Consider the following 17693-nt stretch of genomic DNA (forward strand, 5'->3'; position numbering starts at 1 on the left):
TCAGTTATCAATTGTAAAGTATATTTTTATTATACTACATGAGACTTTTTTCTTATGGGACTATGAAAATGAAAAAAACAGTGTTTTTACTTTTATTTATTATGACAAACCTTTTTGCAGAGAAGCTCAACATCGCTGTAGCAGCAAATGTAGGCTATGCAATAAACGACCTTGTAACTGCGTTTAACAAGACGCATCCAAGCACAAAAGTACAAATAACACTCGGCGGAAGTGGAAAGCTCACCGCACAGATAAATCGTGGTGCACCCTACGATATACTTATGTCCGCAAATATGAAATACCCACAATCTTTGTATAAAACTGGTCAAGGGGCAAGCAAGCCAAGGGTATACGCACAAGGTGCCTTAGCACTTTTTAGTGCAAAAGTTCGAGATTTTTCACAGGGTATCAACATTGTAAAAAATAAAGATATTCACCGTATCGCCATTGCCAACCCAAAAACGGCACCTTATGGAAAGGCAAGCGTTCAAGCACTTCAAAATGCAAAACTTTATGAAGCAGTAAAAAGTAAATTTATTTACGGTGAGTCTATTGCACAAACGGTTGCTTTTAGTGTAACAGCAGCCGATTTAGGCTTCATCGCAAAATCTGCTCTTTACTCAGATAAGATGCAAGCTTACAAAGAAAACAAAAACTGGATAGCCCTAGATACAAAACTCTACACTCCTATAAAACAGGGTATCATTATCCTCAAGCGAGCCAAAACCAATACAGCAGCAAAAGCTTTTTATGATTTTATATCAAGCACGCAAGCCCAAAAAATATTTCAACGCTATGGATATACACTTCCATGAACCAACTTCAAGCCAAAGTAACAAAGATACAAGGGACACAAGGTCTCAAAATCGTCACATTTCACTGTGCAAACACAAGCTTAAAGATGATGAGCCTTGATTTGCAAGAGAATATACACGATAAAACAGTAGTACAACTCACCTGCAAACCAACAAGCATTGCCATAGCGAAAAACTTTAGTGGAGAACTCAGTTATGCCAACCAGCTAAACGCAGTAATTCTTTCATTAGAACTTGGAGAGCTTCTTTGTTCTATACAACTACAATTTACTACATTTACACTCGAGTCCATCATCACAGCTGATTCTGCTTCAAGACTGCGTTTAGCTGTAGGTGATGAAGTCACAGCGCTCATCAAAGCCTCTGACTTGTCTATAGCCAAGGTCATTTCATGAACTTTGACCCGTTTATACTCTCTTTTAAACTTGCAGCACTCACTGCGTTTATACTTTTTTGTATCTCTTTACCTTTAGCATGGTATCTCTCGCAAACAAAGTCACGCGCAAAGCCTTTTTTGGAAGCCATTACTGCTCTACCCATAGTGCTTCCCCCCTCTGTTTTAGGTTTTTATACCCTTTGGGCACTCTCTTACAACTCCCCTATTGGAGCTTTTTTTGAAGATACTTTTGGTGTCAAACTTGTGTTTTCATTTACCGGTCTTGTTGTGGCTTCGTGTTTTTACTCTTTGCCTTTTATGGTGCAACCTTTACAAAATGGCTTTGAATCTATCAACAAAAATATGCTTGAAGCAAGCTATATCGCAGGAAAAAGTAAACTCCAAACCATCTTTGCTGTCGCCCTACCAAATATGAAACCTGCAGTCATGACCGCCATCATCGTGACTTTTGCCCATACCGTAGGAGAATTTGGTGTTGTTCTCATGGTCGGTGGGAGTATTCCAGGAGAAACTAAAGTCGCTTCTGTTGCTATCTATGAGATGGTTGAGACTATGGACTACACTGCAGCACACATTTATAGTGCTTTGATGATTGCTATCTCCTTTGTTGTACTTTTGAGTGTTTACCTCTTTAATGCGCGACAAAACAGAAGGTTTGGGTTATGATAAACATCAAAATCAACAAAACACTTCATGGCGCTAATGGAGATATGAATCTTGATGTTGTATTCGACATCAAAGAGGGTGATTTTGTTGCCCTCAGCGGAAAAAGTGGAAGTGGAAAAACAACCCTATTACGCATATTAGCAGGACTTGAAGAGTCAAACGCAGTCATCAGCGTAGGCGATACAATCTGGCAAGATAAAAACACAAATCTTGCTGTACAAAAAAGATCCATTGGCTTTGCTTTTCAAGACTATGCCCTTTTTGACAATATGACAATAGAAAAAAATCTTCTTTTTGTTGCAAATGACAAAAAATTAGCAGAAAAATTACTCAACATCACAGAACTCACAGAGCTTAAAGAGAGATATCCAAGCAGATTAAGCGGTGGGCAAAAACAAAGAGTCTCCATTGCACGAGCATTGATGAAACGACCAAAGATACTACTCTTAGATGAACCGCTTTCTGCACTTGATTCTACTATGCGAACAAAATTGCAAAGTGAGATTTTGACTCTACACAAAGAGTTTCAAACGACGACTATTATGGTCTCACATGATCCAAGTGAGATGTACCGTTTGGCAAACCGTGTCATCATCTTAGAAAATGGAAAAATCATCAATGATGGCTCTCCAAAAAAGGTGCTTTTAAAAACAAAAGGGAGTCAAAAATTCTCTTTTGAAGGTGAACTCTTAGAGATAAAAAAAGTAGATGTAATTTTCATAGCTATAGTAGCCATAGGACAACAACTTGTAGAAATTGTTATCTCACAAGATGAAGTCAAAAACCTTCAAGTAGGCGACAGAGTAAATGTTAGTACAAAAGCCTTTCACCCCATAATAAACTAACAAGCATCTTAAAACAACCTAGTCCCATGTTCTAAATATATCTCTAATAATTCAGTATATATTTATATATAATCAAATATAATATTTTAATCCGCACTACACAAAAGAGAGTATATGATAGCTATGAAACTTTGGAAAATATTACTTGTTGACAATGACACTTCTTTACATAACACGATTGAAGCACAGATAAAGGGCAAAAATATTTTTGCACGTCCAACCAAGCTTTTTCATGCTCGTACAACGCAAGAGGCAAAAGAACTGCTTATCAAACACCCTGATATTGTCATAGCTTTCATAGATATTTCCATGAAAAATGGAGATACAGGCTTTCAAGTCGTACGTGATGTACGTGAAGAGTTACAAGATGAAGAGACTCGTCTTATCTTGGTTGCGAGTGAAGTAGAGGCTATGCCAGAGGAAGATATCATAGAACATTATGATATCAATGACTATGTTCATAGAGATGATATTCAAACAAAAAAACTTTTTACTATCGTTCGTACAGCCCTCAAACAATACAGTCAATTTAGAGAAATTTATGACAGTAAAAAGAAAATCTTGTATAAACTTACCACAAATGAAATCACAGGAGTTCCAAATAGAGTTGCACTCTCACAAAAGCTTGATATTCCTGGAACAAAAAGTCTTGTTGTTGTAGATATAGATGACTTTGGGGTTTTTAATGAAAACTACGGTTTTACTTTTGGAGATAAACTTTTACAAGTCTTTGCTAAGTTTTTGATAAAAAAATATACTCCAAGAATGGATGTTTTTCATCTACAGGCAAATACTTTTGCACTGCTTTGTTATGAGGAAGCCGAACGAGACATTGAAGATTGTGTCAAGGATATAAAAGAAGAGATTGCCCAGCATCCTTTTAAAGTCAAAGAGAACTCTTTATATCTAACAGCCACGCTTGGTGTAGTGCTCAAAGATACGGGAAACATCATACAAAAAGCGGAGCTTGCTCTCAAAGAGGCAAGATACTATGGGAAAAATAGACTCTATCAATATAGTGAAGACCTGCATATCATCAAAACCATACAAGCTAACTCTATGTGGTCAAAAAAATTAAGAGATGCTTTTAAAGAAAAAAGAGTTCATGCCTATTTTCAACCTATCCAAGATATACAAACAAAAAAAATACAAAAATATGAAGCGCTTGTAAGACTTGAATGTGAAGGTAAAATTTATTCTCCATTTGAGTTTTTAGGTGCGGCACTTTACAGTGGACAAATTTTTGATATTTTCAAGTTTATGTTTGAAACCGTATGTCAAAAAGTTCAAGAAACAAATGCGCATTTTTCTCTCAACTTAAGTGAATATGACCTGAAAATACCAGCACTTACAAAGTTTATCCATGCAACAGTGAGCAAATACAACATCTCTCCTAGCCATATTACACTTGAAATACTAGAAGATACCAGCATATCTCATGATAAAAAGATTCAAGACCTCATCAATGGACTCCATGATGATGGCTTTTTGATTGCCATTGATGATTTTGGAACACGCTGTTCTAACTTTGCACAACTCCATAATCTTAAAATTGACTATATAAAAATCGATGGAGAGTTTATCAAAAATATACCAGAAGATAAAAATGCACAAATCATTACCAAAACAATTCTCAACTTTGCACATCAAGCAAACATACCTGTTATCGCTGAGTACGTTTGCTCTGATAAGGTCTATGCTTATGTAGAAGCCTTAGGAGTTGAGTATGCACAAGGCTATCATATAGCAGCACCAGCACCAGAACTTTTTAAAGTTTAAAGTACCTCTTTTATCTGCACTCCATCAGGCAGAAGATAGACTAAAAAACCTCGCGTTTGCTTTTGCGTTGCCTTTTTCGCACTGTGCATGTAAGTAGTTAGTTGCTTGTGGTACTTATCTTCAAAGGATTTTGCACTTTTATAGTCTATAACATGAAAAGAATCATCCGCTTTTTCTACAAGTAGATCAAGATAACGTAGCTTACTTTTATCTTTAATCGCTTTTTCTTTATAATGCTTCCCTTCTATCAAATCAAGAAATTCTTCATCTTCTACAAGCATTTTCACTCTATGAACAAGATCTACTACCTCTGCATCATCAAGTAAAAAGCCGTATTTATTGAGCATCATATCTTTTGCATTCTCTACTGCGTTTAGCGTAAATTCACTCATCATCTCCAACATATAATGCATCGCTATACCAAAATTAATCGCTTGCAAATTATCTTCTACTTCATTTTCCATTGAGAGCAAGTCACTTTGCGTTCCATAGTAGATATCTTCAAATTCTAATTTTTGATATTGCTTCATTTGTATTTTATGTTCATCAAAAGATCTAAGCTCACCATACTCACCCTCGCTCAAATCTAACAATTCAAAGGCAGAATCTTTTGACTTTTGAATGACGATAAGATGATCCCTTGCTCGTGTAAAAGCAACATAAAGAGCGTTGAGTGTATCTTCTTTAGAGAGTTGTGCTTCTTTTTCTAAGGCATAGGCATAATCATGGTCTATGAGTTCTCTATTTTTTGTTCTTAGGTAAATATTTTGCAGTTTTATACCGTTATAATTATAGATGATGGTATCTCTTGCCGGTGGAGCTTTTTTAAGTCTATCAATGACGATAACATGCTTATACTCCAAACCTTTTGATTTGTGAACAGTTAAGACACGCACACCGCTAATATCTGATGAAGCTGCCGTAGTATCGAGTCTTTCATACTCAAAAAGCAATGCTTCAATATCTGCATAATTTGGCAAAACGCTCAAAAAACGAATAAGATGAAAATCTTCTTGAAAAATCTGATACTCATGTATACACTTCTTGACAAGATCCAAAAGTTTTACAGTATTTAAATCCACATAGCGTATTGCTTTTGGTTCTTGCTCTATAAGTGCAAAAAAGTTATATCTGTAGATATCTTCTTGAAAGTAAAGATATTTGAGGTATTCTAAGATAGCCTTGACTGTTTTTTGGTTTATAAGCTTTGTCGTTGTCTCAGTAACAACATCTATGTTGTCCTCTTCGAGTCTGTTTTTGATCTCTTGTCCGTCACCATTTGTAGCACATAAAATGGCTACTTCATTCACATCTGCGCCCAAAGAGATAAATCTTTTTACTTGCTCTATCACCTCTTCTAAAAGCGTATCATTTGTAATAATTTGAACATAACCACCTTGTGCTTCACTTCGTACTAGTTGTGAGGAATATGCCTCCATTTTACTTAAAAACGTTCTATTTACAAACTCTATAACCTCTTTTTGTGAACGATAATTTGTTAAAAGTTTTTTCACTTGCGTGTTGTTCTCTTTGACTACTTCGCCAAAAAGTGCGGAAACGCCACCACGAAAACGATAGATGGACTGCTTGACATCTCCAACAAAGAAAAAACTTCCTGCATCAAAAACACCCTGCCCTGAAGTTATCTCTTGGATAAGAGGTTTTAAAATCTCATACTGTAGTATACTCGTATCTTGAAACTCATCTAAAAGCATATGCTCCATCGTAGCATCAAGTCTAAAGTAGAGAAATTCACTATCGTTTAAACGGTTGAGTATTTCATACACAAGCAGTGTCACATCAGAAAAGCTTAGCTCACTGTCATCCATATAGAGTGCTTTTTTCGCTCTTTTATAGATGTCTACAAGTTCACTCAAGGCATAAAAAAAGTTTTGCTCTTTTGCTTTTGCATGGAGTTTTACTGCGTTTTGAATATTAAAAAGATAGCCATCCATCTCAGGGGTGAAGCATTTTTTAAAGACCCAGTAATCAAGCGACTCCTTATAAACCCAAGTTTTTGCTTTTAAGGCTTCAAAATTTTCTACTTGCACAGCTTTTTTTAGTGTTGCAGATGCAGCTTTACAGTTTGCGATGATACTTTGCAAACCTTTAAGGCTTTGCATCGCATTGGCTTCTATCTCTTTTGTATTTATTTGAGAAAAGCTTAGATGTACAAGCTCTTCTTTTTTAAGATAAAAAGTATCTAAAAGTTGAAAAATATCGCTTACGCGTTTGTTTGACTCTAACGAGAGATTTATAAGTGTACTGCGTTTATTGGCTACGCTTACTTCTTTTAAAAATCGTGACATAAGTTTTATCTCATGCTGTGAATTTGCAGTAGAAAAGTCAGGCATCAAAGAGGCATAGAGAGAAAACTTACGTAAAATCTGCGTAAAAAAACTATCTATGGTCATAATTTTTGTATTTGCATTTAAAAACTCTGCAAGTACCTTAGAGCGTTGAGAGAGTATCTCACCTTCGCTCACCCCACACTCTTTAGCAATTTCTGCAAGTTCCCCACGTGTTTGGAGCATTTCAAGAGTCTCTACAATCCGTTCACTCATCTCAGAAGCGGCTTTATTTGTAAATGTTAGCGCTAAAATTTTCGATGGCTCTGCACCTTTAAACAAAAGAGAGAGATACCGTACTACAAGCATAAAAGTCTTTCCACTTCCTGCACTTGCTTCATAAGCTAGATTATCTATAAACATTCAGAACCTTTTAGTGAACTTTTACAGTCGTTTTTATCGTTTTAATATAAGCCTTTCCAAACTTAAAACTTTTGTAAGTATTTGCGCTCTTTAGTCCATACTCATCTGTTTGCATCTCTACAGAGTAGTGACTATCTTTTGTTTTTGTCTCAAATCGAAAAAGATTATCTTTGGCATATGTTAATTTTAAAGAACTAGTTTTTTTCTGTCCAAGAAATTTAATCTTACCTAACTTATATAATCTTGCATTACGCACTAAAGTCAGGTAATCATCCGCTGCGTATGCAATTTCTTTACTTGAATCTTTGCGTTTAAGTTTATACTTTTTTTGCCCAGTAACAAAATTCACAAAACTAAACTTTGAGATTTTTTTCTCACTGTGTGTCTTTTTCGTAATGCTTTTATTATCATGGTGATAAATATATACAACTTTTTTTGTCTCTTTTCTCTTGATATGAAGCTCAGTAAAGGTATCTGGTCTGAATGCACCATTTGAAAGAATCCTCCCTTTGCTTATATATTCTACGCTTTTGTAGCCACTTAAAGTTTCAATACTTTTAGTAGGTTTTGAGATAAAATCAATCGTATAGTTTCCATCCTTTTGCGTCTCTTTAAGGACTCCACTTCCCACTTTACCAAACAAAGTAATCGAACCCTCATACTCTCGAACATATTCAAAGGCGTAAAGATTAGTTATAACAAAGAGTAAGACAAAGAGAACTTTCATACGCATAGCTCTTAATCTCTCCCGCATATTGTCGCATATTCGCAGTATATGCAAGGTTTACTATCTTCACACTTCTCAAAATTCACAGCTTCTATATTGAGTAAATCTTTTATATGTGACTGCAGTATTTCAATTTTTTCACCTAAAAAACTTTCAGGAACTATTTTTGACTCTTTTAAATCATAAAAAGCACACTGCTCAACATTTCCTAATCCAGCCGCTAAAAGATAATAAAACTCTAACTGAAAATCTGTCGCATCCATAAAATTGTTTTTCGTATTGAGTGTATAAGAACCTGTTTTATAATCCAAAACTTCTACTAGATTTTCTTTTTTATCAATTCTATCAATTTGTCCAGCTATCGTTATCCCACAAAATGGTGTTTTAAAATATTCTTCTGTTGCTACGACTCTCCAGCCTTGCTTGAACCTTTGTATCTCATTGTGTGCAAAAGCATCAAGACGTTTTTTTTGCATCGCTACAAGGTACTTATCTAACTCACTCTCCCCGCACTGCTCATCTAAAGCATTATCTATATCTCGTTTCAACTCATTTACATCGTCATATGTATTTTTCTTTTCATACACAGATTTTAAAGCATTGTGAACAACATTTCCTATCTCATACTCTTGTGGCATATCTTTTGGTATCTCGTGATTTTTAATGTTTTGCACATATTTATAATAATATTTACGCTTACAAGTTAAAAAGGTTTTGAGTCTTGTGGCTGATAGCTCTAGGTTTTTAAAACTATACTCTTGGAGTATTTCTTTTTCCTCTAATGCTTGTATAGTAGAAGTTTCAAAGAGTAACTCAGCAAAATCTAGTTCATTATGAATATTATGCTCTGTTATACCAAGTTGTTTTAAAAATCTTGACTCTTTGCTCTGTGATGAATTTACATAAGAAATAGCTACTGCTTTTGCGTTGTTCATCAACATTTCATAATAATGCTTTTGCAAATTTTCCCTGTCACTCATGGTAGGAAGTGAAGCAATCTCTCGTATTTTTGTATTTAAAAACATATCTTTATCACTGCGTTTAGGTACATTATTATCATCAAAATCAATAATAATTACAGCATCAAAATGAATACTTCTCGTCTCAAGTACACCCATAACAGTCACTTTTCCACCTCGAACATCATCTATAGTTCGCGCAGTTAACCGTTGCAGAAATACATTTAAAAGTGATTTGACACTCATCTCTTTCATAAAGGGAAGGAGTCTCTCAAACTTAAAAAGCTCCTCGTCAAATATTTTCTTTTCTTGCTTATTACTAAAGTAGCTTATACACTCTTGCATTTTAGCTATAAAATCTATCTCTGAAGCATTTTTGTAGTAAATTCCATAAAGCAATATAAAAAGTTCTTCTCCCACACGGTTTACTCTCGCTTCATTTTCTTTAGAGTCTTGATCTATCGCTTTGAGTGTTGCATTGAGCTTAGTATATAACTGGCTTGATTTAAAGGATTCACCCATTGCAAAGTTTAGGTTACATTTTTCATCAAAACTCTTTATCGTTGTGGCTATTGTTTCATTTGGAAGTATGACTGCAATATTTTGAGCCTGATACCCTTCTTTGACAAATGCAGCTATTTTTTGCTTAATAAAAGCGACTTGCAGTAAAGTCTCGCTAAAACTCTCGCAGCTTATTTTTGCATCTTTTTTGAGTTTATCTTTGCATAGCACAGTTTTTGCATTAAAATCTAAACGATAAACATATCCTATCTCTAGCTCAAAGCCAAGTGCAGTAAATTTGTCTTGCATTTTTTGATTGAATCTTGTTGTACTAAAAATGATTGTAAGCTTGCTAAACGCAGTAACTTTCTCTAAAAGTTCAAGTTCAAAGTTTGTAAGATGTCCATCAAGATGGAGTTCTATAGTATGATGATTTTTTGCAAATGCTTCATTAAATTCGTATAAATTAGGTAAAAATATTTTATCTAATAACTTTTTCTCCCTACATAGCTGTTCATATCTTTTATAGAGTTCTTGAAGTATAGTAATATGTTCATCATATTCAGCATACACATCAGCTTGATGTAGATTAGCTATATCATATAACTCAGCGCTCAACTCTTCATAAAATTTAAAGATATAAGAACTATTTTTAGTAAATGTAAAAAAGTTTCTTTCTATCTGCAAAGCTTCAAAAGCTTTAAAATCTGAAGCTTCAAGAAGTAAAAGTGTACGGCTATCCTCATCTATGTATTTGTAATCTTTGACAATACATAACTTTGTTATAAAGTCACTCATTGTCATATAAGTAGGAAGAAAAATAGTTCCATTATCAGTAAGTGAGAGTTGCTCGTGACGAATTGCACGAGCTGAGGGAAGAACTATGGTTGCGTTATCCATAGTTTAGTACTCTGAAGCTTCTTGAATACTTCTATCATTTGTAATACGTGTATCTACTTTAATAGGATAAAATCTACTTTTATCCTTAACATCAACTTTTAGTAATAAATTCCAAACACCTGTTTTTGGAAATTTAATATCTGAAAATACATAAAGACCATTTTCTAGTTTTGGACTATTGAAAGTTTTCGTAAAGGTATTGACTTCTGGACGACTTACTTCTAATATCATCTTAGCACCTTCGACCACTTTTCCATCTTTTGTTGTGAGTAAATACTTCACATCACAACCATCTTCTTCAATTTTCTTTGTTACATATTTCAATCTATAATCTTTGTCAAAAGATATTCTAGATTCTATTAATTTATTTGCATTTTCATCTGCATTTTGATAATTAGTCATATAATCATCGCTAACTTGTATATCCGCTTTACCTGTTTCTATAATCGTCCATACACCCAAAGCAAACACTCCTGTGATTGCTAAGCCAATTGCATATGGCCAAAGTTTACCACTCTTTAAAATACTCATCTTTGTGCCTTCTTTTATAAATAATTCTTCTTATATACATAATTATAGCATATAGAATTCCCGTATAAAACAACAACTTAATAATAAGTAGTGTAGTTTGATTTGAGTCACCAAAACCATGTTCTAATGTTATGTTTTTGCTTTTTGCAATTTGCTGTGCTATATCAAGGTAGCCATTAAATAGTGAAGCTGAATACTTACCAAGCACTTCACCTTTTTTTGCCTTACCACCCAATAATGGCAATATAGTACCACCAGTATTTGACATTATTTCTTTAAAATCATCCCAGCTTTTTGCATACATGATTCCCATCAAAAAAGCTTGTACATTTGATGTAACCGGGCTTAGGACTTGTTTTTTATTAAAATATTTATATAAAGAGTCATCGTTTGCCAATATATCTACTTGTTTATTCATCTCTGAAAATGTAAGTAAAATTGTAGGCTCATGAAAATTTTTCAAAAGTTCTTTTTCATATGTGAGTATATCTTTATCATTAGGTATTTCCCTTAGCATTACAAGCCTAAGTGCAATTCCCGTTTTAGCATAAAGTTCACTTCCTAGTGCTTCTACTTCTTCAGTAAATTTACTATTATGAATAACTTCATCTTTATATAAATATTCTGCAAATAATTGTGTTTGAAATATGATTGTGAGGATGAGGGCATAAAGCCCTCTATGAGAAATTTTCAATAAAACTTCCTATCCAACGTAAAGATGATTTGGTGTTATAACAGCATAAAGTGTAAAAGCGGCCATTATTACTAGACCCCATGATAATATTTTAATCATTTATAACTCCTTACTTTACATCTACAACATGTTTAGCATTTTCAGTACTAAACATTTTGATTGATTTTTCATCTTTTATCTTATAAAAGTTTTCAGAATTTGCATCTTGAACAGCCATAGCATTAATAGTTAAATACGCTAAAATACTAAGAAGCAATCCAGTTGCAATCAACATTCCTACAACACCATCGAGAGCAAAAACACTTCTATTTTCGTTCATGTTATTCTCCTTGTGTTAAGCTAATTACATATGCTGCAACAGCTTCTTTTTGTTTAGAGTTCAGTCTATCCATAGCAGGCATTTTACCAATAGTTCCAACTTTACCGTTGTTTAATACATTAACGATCAATGGTTGACTCCAAGTAGCAATATCAGGAGCAACATACTCCATACCTTTACCATCAGGACCATGACATGAAGAACAAACACCTGCAAATACTTTAGCACCAGCACTATTTGTATCTTTTAAGCCACCAGCAACAAAGGCAGCAACTTCATCAATCTCTTTATCAGTGATAAGTGCACCAGTTTCTGCATTAAACAGACCATTACGATCTGGCATTGGCATCTCTGTTCCTAAAAGTTTGTTGTTGGAACCATGATTAACAACATACTTAACTGTTTTTTCTGATACTCTTGCATTCAAATCTGCTGCATCAACTTCATTGTTACCATCAGCATTAAGACCATGACAAGCAACACATTCAACTAAATATACTGACTCACCCATCTCAACTAGTCTACTTCCTGTAATAGAAGCATACTCTTTTTCAAATTTTGCGTCATGTGCTGCAACATCTTCATTATACTCACCGATTTGAGAGTACGCATTTACTGGATAACCAGCTAAAAAGTACCACATTCCCCAAACCATTGTACCCAAGAACATAAGAGCCCACCCCATTGGCAACTCATTTTTATATTCACCTATATTGTCCCATGATTCATCTGCGAGTTCACCACTCGCTTGGTCAACTTGCATTTGACGAACATACTTGATTACAACAAATATTGTAATGATTACGAGTGCAACTGCACCTGCAACCGCAAGCATATTCACGATATCACCATTAAGACCACCTTTTTGGTATCCTACTGTTACATATGTTGCACCCAACATCGCAATAGCTATGATAATTCCCCAAAGATAAAGCTTATTCATATATCTCTCCTATTTTTCTTTATCGTCTGACATAGACTTTACCGGAGCATCATCTATGTCATCTTTAAGTGCCATATTACTATAGTCCTCATAATCAACTCCAGTCACATCCTTTCTATTCTTATACAAGTGATAGATATAAGAATACGTTCCTATAACTAAAAACATTATCAAGAAAAAATAAGCATATGCTGCGAATTCATTAAAGTTCACTATAACACCTTATGTTATTTGAGACGATTTAAGTATGCAATTAAAGCAACGATTTCAGGTATTTCACCACGCGCTACTGCATCTTTTACATCTTGATCTTTCATGTTAGCTACTACAGCTTTTGCTTCTTCTAACGCCATAGCATGTGCTTCAGCAATAGAGTTTCCAAGTTTAACAACAGTAGTTGACCCATCTTTCATAGGAACTGGTTTGTTATATGGTACGCCAAAGAACTGTGCTGCAGTTAATTGTTCTGCATAAGCAGTATCTATATCTGCATTTGTAGTGAACATCCATGGATACCCTGGCATAATCGATGTAGGTACGATTGCTTGAGGGTCTTTCATGTGATTTTCATGCCACTCTGTAGTTCTATAGTTACCAACTCTATGCAAGTCTGGACCAGTTCTTTTTGAACCCCAAAGAAATGGACGATCATATGCATACTCTCCACTTAAAGAGTAGTGACCATAACGGTCAGTTTCTGATTTAAATGGACGAATAAGTTGTGAATGACAAGCGTTACAACTGTTTTTAATATAAGCTTGACGACCCGCAATCTCTAAAGTAGAGTAAGGAGTCGTACCGATTACAGGACGAGATGCTTGTGCAAAGTTTGGAACTATTTCAATCAAACCTGCAAAAGCAATAACAACGAACACACCTACCGCAAAAAAGAACGGATGTTTTTCTAACCAATGAAACATAATTTAAATCCTTTCTGTTAAGCGCCCATAGGCGATGCATTTTGAAGCTCAGACTCTTCAACTCTACGACCAGCAGTCATAGTTTTGTAGATGTTGTAAGCAAACATAAAGAAACCAACTAGATATAATAATCCACCTGTACCACGAAGAGCATAGTATGGGTGTAAAACGTCAACTGTATCAATGAAAGAGTAAGCTAAGTTACCAAATTCATCGTGAGCACGCCACATCATACCTTGAGTAATACCTGCAATCCACATAGAAGTAAAGTATAAAACAATACCTAATGTTTGAATCCAGAATTGAGCAGCCATTAAAGACTTAGAATATAACTCACGTTTAAATACACGTGGAGCCATATGATAAAGTGCAGCAATGATCATAAATCCAACCCAACCAAGAGTACCATCATGAACGTGACCAACAATCCAGTCAGTAAAGTGAGCAATAGCATTAACAGATTTGATAGCTTGAATAGGACCTTCTAATGTTGAGAACATATAGAACGTTGAAGCAAGTATCATAAACTTAATCAATGGAGATGCTGCAACTTGTTGCCACTCACCTTTCATTGTTAGAAGCATATTGATCGCTGAACCCCATGAAGGCAAGATTAGGACTACTGAGAATACAGAACCCATCGTTTGCATCCAGTCAGGAACAGTTGAGAAAAGAAGGTGATGTCCACCTGCCCAAAGATATACAAACATTAAACCCCAGAAAGAAAGTAAAGATAATTTATATGAATAAATAGCTTGACCAGACTCTTTTGGTAAAAAGTAGTAAATCATAGCAACAATAGGCACAGTAAATACGAATGCAACTGCATTATGTCCGTACCACCATTGTACTAGTGCATCATTTGTACCAGCATACATAGATATAGAGTGTAACCAATCACCAATGTTTGTTTCACCTGCAGGTGAAGTTGCTAACATTGTAGGTACTTCCATATTGTTAAATAGGTAAAGCATAGCAACACCTAAGAATGTAGCAATATAATACCAAATAGAGATGTACAATGACTTCTCACGACGGATACCAATTAAACCGAAGATACTAACACCCCATAATACCCATACAATAACAATTGCGATATCAATAGGCCATTCGAATTCAGCATATTCTTTTGACGTAGTGTATCCCATAAAAAGTGTAACAACAGCTGCTGCAACACCAATGACATATAACCAAAATTGTAGTTTACCTACAAACATCAAAAATTTAGATTCAGCCATAGATACTTTTAGTACCCTTTGACCAACATAAAACCAAGTAGCAAAAATACCACTTACTGTAAAACCAAATGCAACTGAGTCAGTGTGCAATGGACGAAGACGACTGAAGTTTGTGTATTCTGCAAGCCCGCTTCCTAGGATTGTATTCAATCCTGGAAAAGCAAGTTCAAATGCAATAAATACACCGATAGTCATACCAACGATTCCTAAAACAATCGTTGTAAGCATGAACATCTTTGCAACCGTGTAGTCGTACTCTAATGGACGATTCTCCATATATAGCCTCCTTAAGATTCAAAGCAATTAAGTCTCATAAGTGCCAAATCACACTTATCAAACTAATCAACGATGTATATTAACAATAGAATTGTTTAAATTATCTTAATTAACAGCATAATTTAGATATTTGTTATCTTTTTGTTTACTTTTGGAATTTAACCTGTATTTAAGTTTTAGGAAATGTAATTTTTGTGATAAAGCAACGTAAAAAACGTTACTTACCGTTGAATAAGAGAAAGGAATTCGGAAAAGATATATCTGCTCTCTTTTGGTCCTGGAGAAGCCTCAGGATGGTGCTGGACAGAGAAGATAGGTTCATTATTATATTTTAATCCTTCAATTGTATCATCAAAAAGATTTTTATGTGTTACTTCTGCAATTTCTATAATAGTATCAGGAACATTGTAGTTGTGATTTTGTGCAGTAATTTCCACTAAACCTGTTTTTTCATTTTTAACAGGATGGTTGCCACCATGATGACCAAATTTTAATTTAAAAGTGTCATAACCATGAGAAATGGAAAGGAGTTGATGTCCTAAACAGATACCAAACATAGGAATTTTAGCAGCAATAAGCTTTTTTATCTGCTCTTGTTCATTTTTTAACACTAATGGATCACCTGGTCCATTAGATAAGAATACACCATCAAGAAGCTTTGCATTATACTTTTCAATCAAATCTTCTGCTATAAAATCATTTGGAATAACTTCAACTTCAATACCTGCAGAGACAAGTTCATTCAATATGTTGCGTTTCACACCAAAGTCTATAGCAACTATCTTAGCTTTAGCTGTTGGTGCTTCTTCATATTTAAATTCTCTTGTTGAATAGGTGTTAGAAGTGTGCTGATAAGCCTCTTTTGTACTCACTTGTTCTATGTAGTTAATATCTTCAATACGAGGAGAACTCTCAAGTATCTTTTGTAACTCTTCTTTATCACTTATCTTTGTTGAGGCTACCATCATCATAGAGCCTTCACTACGAAGCATTTTAGTGAGGTATCTTGTATCTATATCACAAATCCCCATAACCTCATTTTCAACTAAAAAATCATGCAATGAGTTTTCTGCTCTAAAGCTTGAATATCTTGCTTGGTATTTACGAACTATCATTCCTTTTGCATGTGCCTTTGTACTTTCCATATCTTGTGCATTTACACCAACATTTCCAATTTCAGGCATAGTAAAAGTAACAAATTGTCCTGCGTAAGAAGGATCAGAGACTATCTCTTGATATCCACTCATTGAGGTATTAAATACTATTTCACCGACTTCAGTCTTATCAGCGCCAAAACTATTTGCTTCTAAAAAAGTTCCATTTTCTAAATAAATCCAAGCTTTTTTCAATGAACTACTCATCTTACTACTCCATCCCTCGTTTGGTTAATTCTTCTCTGTAAAGTTTTTCGTGTAATATTTCAAACTCATCCGTTCCTGGAATAAACTTACGTTTATATGAACGAATTTTATCCATAACTGCATCTTCTATTTCTGAATTGTCTGCTAAAAATGATGTAATCGCATTGTAGATGATATTTTTGATACGATTTTCAGAAACATCAAAATGGATTAAATCTTCTTCATACAATTCATCTAAAATCTTATGAGCTAGATCTGAAAATCTCTCTTCATAATTTAATATCACACCAAATTCTGGCGCAAGTTTTTTCTTAATCATAAAGAAAAGCTGACGTTCATCTGCAAGCATAAACTCTATCTCTTCCTCGTTATCGTCACAGATTTCATTTACTTTTTCTTCTAAGGCCATTTCTTGTTTTACGTTTTCTTCTAAAACTTTATGGGCTTCATTCGCTACTGGTTCAAGCCCTTTTGTCATTTTCACCGCGCCACTTTTGTTTAAATCAATTGCAATTTTATTTGAAATGTGCGGGATAGTTTTTAGTGATACTTTCATAGTTTTAGCCTAGATTAAATTTAATTTAGCCATTTTACAATAATAAAGGTAAAACTTTGATTATATACTCTGAAATACCTCTAATTATCTTATGAGGTTTTGATTATATATAATAAAATGTTATACTTTTACACTTGGATAAGTATTCTTTTATTAAAGGGGAACGTCATGAAACGAAGAAGGTTTATAAAACTCAGTACTGCTGGCGCTATTACACTTCAAAGCAACCTAATCTTCACAGGCTGTAGCAACAACACCAAAAAAACGAGCAATACTAACACTATTATCAATGCCGACGAGGCTGTTTTATCTATATCTCAATTACAAAATCAAAATGACACACTACACGATGATGTTACAAAGCTCACAAATAATTTACTACAAAATGATGCAACAAGTGGACTTTTTACAAAATTTCAAAACAATTCTTGTAACCATTCAGCACCCAACCCCAACAGGAGTGTAAGCTTTTCCATCTAAAGCACTTTTAAGTCCCTGTAGAACAGCAATATTATTCTTTTTCATGGTAGAGATGTAACTTCTAATCCTGCAGAA

General features: G+C 34.5%; 18 protein-coding genes. 6 read left to right on the plus strand and 12 right to left on the minus strand.

The window, feature by feature from the left end:
* The first annotated feature begins 68 nt into the window (after positions 1–68).
* From modA to MV052_RS02595, 5 genes are all read left to right on the plus strand, one after another.
* Positions 69–815 (plus strand): molybdate ABC transporter substrate-binding protein, encoded by a 747-nt coding sequence (gene modA / locus MV052_RS02575; protein ID WP_297440685.1) that lies wholly within the window; start codon positions 69–71, stop codon positions 813–815.
* Positions 812–1210, plus strand: coding sequence for a TOBE domain-containing protein (locus MV052_RS02580; protein ID WP_297440687.1), 399 nt, complete (start codon positions 812–814; stop codon positions 1208–1210). The genes modA and MV052_RS02580 overlap by 4 nt, the downstream gene beginning before the upstream one ends.
* Positions 1207–1878 (plus strand): molybdate ABC transporter permease subunit, encoded by a 672-nt coding sequence (gene modB, locus MV052_RS02585; RefSeq protein WP_297440689.1) that lies wholly within the window; start codon positions 1207–1209, stop codon positions 1876–1878. Before MV052_RS02580 ends, modB begins: the two co-directional genes overlap by 4 nt.
* Complete coding sequence (locus tag MV052_RS02590; protein WP_297440691.1) at positions 1875–2723, plus strand: ATP-binding cassette domain-containing protein; 849 nt, start codon at positions 1875–1877, stop codon at positions 2721–2723. The genes modB and MV052_RS02590 overlap by 4 nt, the downstream gene beginning before the upstream one ends.
* Positions 2724–2837: 114 nt before the next feature.
* Positions 2838–4502, plus strand: a complete 1665-nt coding sequence (locus tag MV052_RS02595) for an EAL domain-containing protein (protein WP_297440693.1) — start codon at positions 2838–2840, stop codon at positions 4500–4502.
* On the opposite strand, the gene MV052_RS02600 is transcribed toward MV052_RS02595, so the two are convergent.
* The 12 genes from MV052_RS02600 to MV052_RS02655 all read right to left on the minus strand — a co-directional run bounded on the left by MV052_RS02600 (position 4499) and on the right by MV052_RS02655 (position 17138).
* Positions 4499–7213 carry a RecB-like helicase gene (locus tag MV052_RS02600; protein ID WP_297440695.1) on the minus strand — a complete coding sequence of 905 codons (2715 nt, stop codon included), beginning with the start codon at positions 7211–7213 and terminating at the stop codon, positions 4499–4501. The genes MV052_RS02595 and MV052_RS02600 overlap by 4 nt on opposite strands.
* Before the next feature lie 10 nt (positions 7214–7223).
* Positions 7224–7967, minus strand: a complete 744-nt coding sequence (locus MV052_RS02605; protein ID WP_297440697.1) for a hypothetical protein — start codon at positions 7965–7967, stop codon at positions 7224–7226.
* Entirely contained in the window at positions 7952–10300 is a 2349-nt protein-coding gene (locus tag MV052_RS02610) for a PD-(D/E)XK nuclease family protein (protein WP_297440699.1), read from the minus strand. The genes MV052_RS02605 and MV052_RS02610 overlap by 16 nt, the downstream gene beginning before the upstream one ends.
* Positions 10301–10303: 3 nt before the next feature.
* Positions 10304–10831, minus strand: a complete 528-nt coding sequence (locus MV052_RS02615) for a FixH family protein (RefSeq protein ID WP_297440701.1) — start codon at positions 10829–10831, stop codon at positions 10304–10306.
* Complete coding sequence (locus MV052_RS02620) at positions 10809–11525, minus strand: 3-dehydroquinate dehydratase (protein WP_297440703.1); 717 nt, start codon at positions 11523–11525, stop codon at positions 10809–10811. Before MV052_RS02620 ends, MV052_RS02615 begins: the two co-directional genes overlap by 23 nt.
* Before the next feature lie 109 nt (positions 11526–11634).
* Positions 11635–11844, minus strand: coding sequence for a DUF4006 family protein (locus MV052_RS02625; protein WP_297440705.1), 210 nt, complete (start codon positions 11842–11844; stop codon positions 11635–11637).
* 1 nt (position 11845) lies between these two features.
* The gene (locus MV052_RS02630) at positions 11846–12787 is read right to left on the minus strand and encodes a c-type cytochrome (protein WP_297440707.1); all 942 of its coding nucleotides are present in this window, start codon (positions 12785–12787) and stop codon (positions 11846–11848) included.
* Between the two features lie 9 nt (positions 12788–12796).
* Complete coding sequence (locus tag MV052_RS02635) at positions 12797–13000, minus strand: CcoQ/FixQ family Cbb3-type cytochrome c oxidase assembly chaperone (protein WP_297440709.1); 204 nt, start codon at positions 12998–13000, stop codon at positions 12797–12799.
* 14 nt (positions 13001–13014) lie between these two features.
* Positions 13015–13707: a cytochrome-c oxidase, cbb3-type subunit II gene (gene ccoO, locus MV052_RS02640; RefSeq protein ID WP_297440711.1), complete on the minus strand. Its 693-nt coding sequence runs from the start codon at positions 13705–13707 to the stop codon at positions 13015–13017.
* A gap of 17 nt (positions 13708–13724) precedes the next feature.
* Complete coding sequence (gene ccoN, locus MV052_RS02645; protein ID WP_297440712.1) at positions 13725–15221, minus strand: cytochrome-c oxidase, cbb3-type subunit I; 1497 nt, start codon at positions 15219–15221, stop codon at positions 13725–13727.
* Between the two features lie 221 nt (positions 15222–15442).
* On the minus strand, positions 15443–16582 hold the full coding sequence (carA, locus tag MV052_RS02650; protein WP_297440714.1) for a glutamine-hydrolyzing carbamoyl-phosphate synthase small subunit: 1140 nt from the start codon (positions 16580–16582) through the stop codon (positions 15443–15445).
* A gap of 4 nt (positions 16583–16586) precedes the next feature.
* The gene (locus tag MV052_RS02655) at positions 16587–17138 is read right to left on the minus strand and encodes a DUF507 family protein (protein WP_297440716.1); all 552 of its coding nucleotides are present in this window, start codon (positions 17136–17138) and stop codon (positions 16587–16589) included.
* Positions 17139–17306: 168 nt separating this feature from the next.
* On the opposite strand from MV052_RS02655, the gene MV052_RS02660 reads away from it, so the two are divergent.
* Entirely contained in the window at positions 17307–17618 is a 312-nt protein-coding gene (locus MV052_RS02660; protein ID WP_297440718.1) for a hypothetical protein, read from the plus strand.
* The last annotated feature ends 75 nt before the right edge of the window (positions 17619–17693 follow it).

Source organism: Sulfurimonas sp., from assembly GCF_026988655.1.
Taxonomy (GTDB): Bacteria; Campylobacterota; Campylobacteria; order Campylobacterales; family Sulfurimonadaceae; genus Sulfurimonas.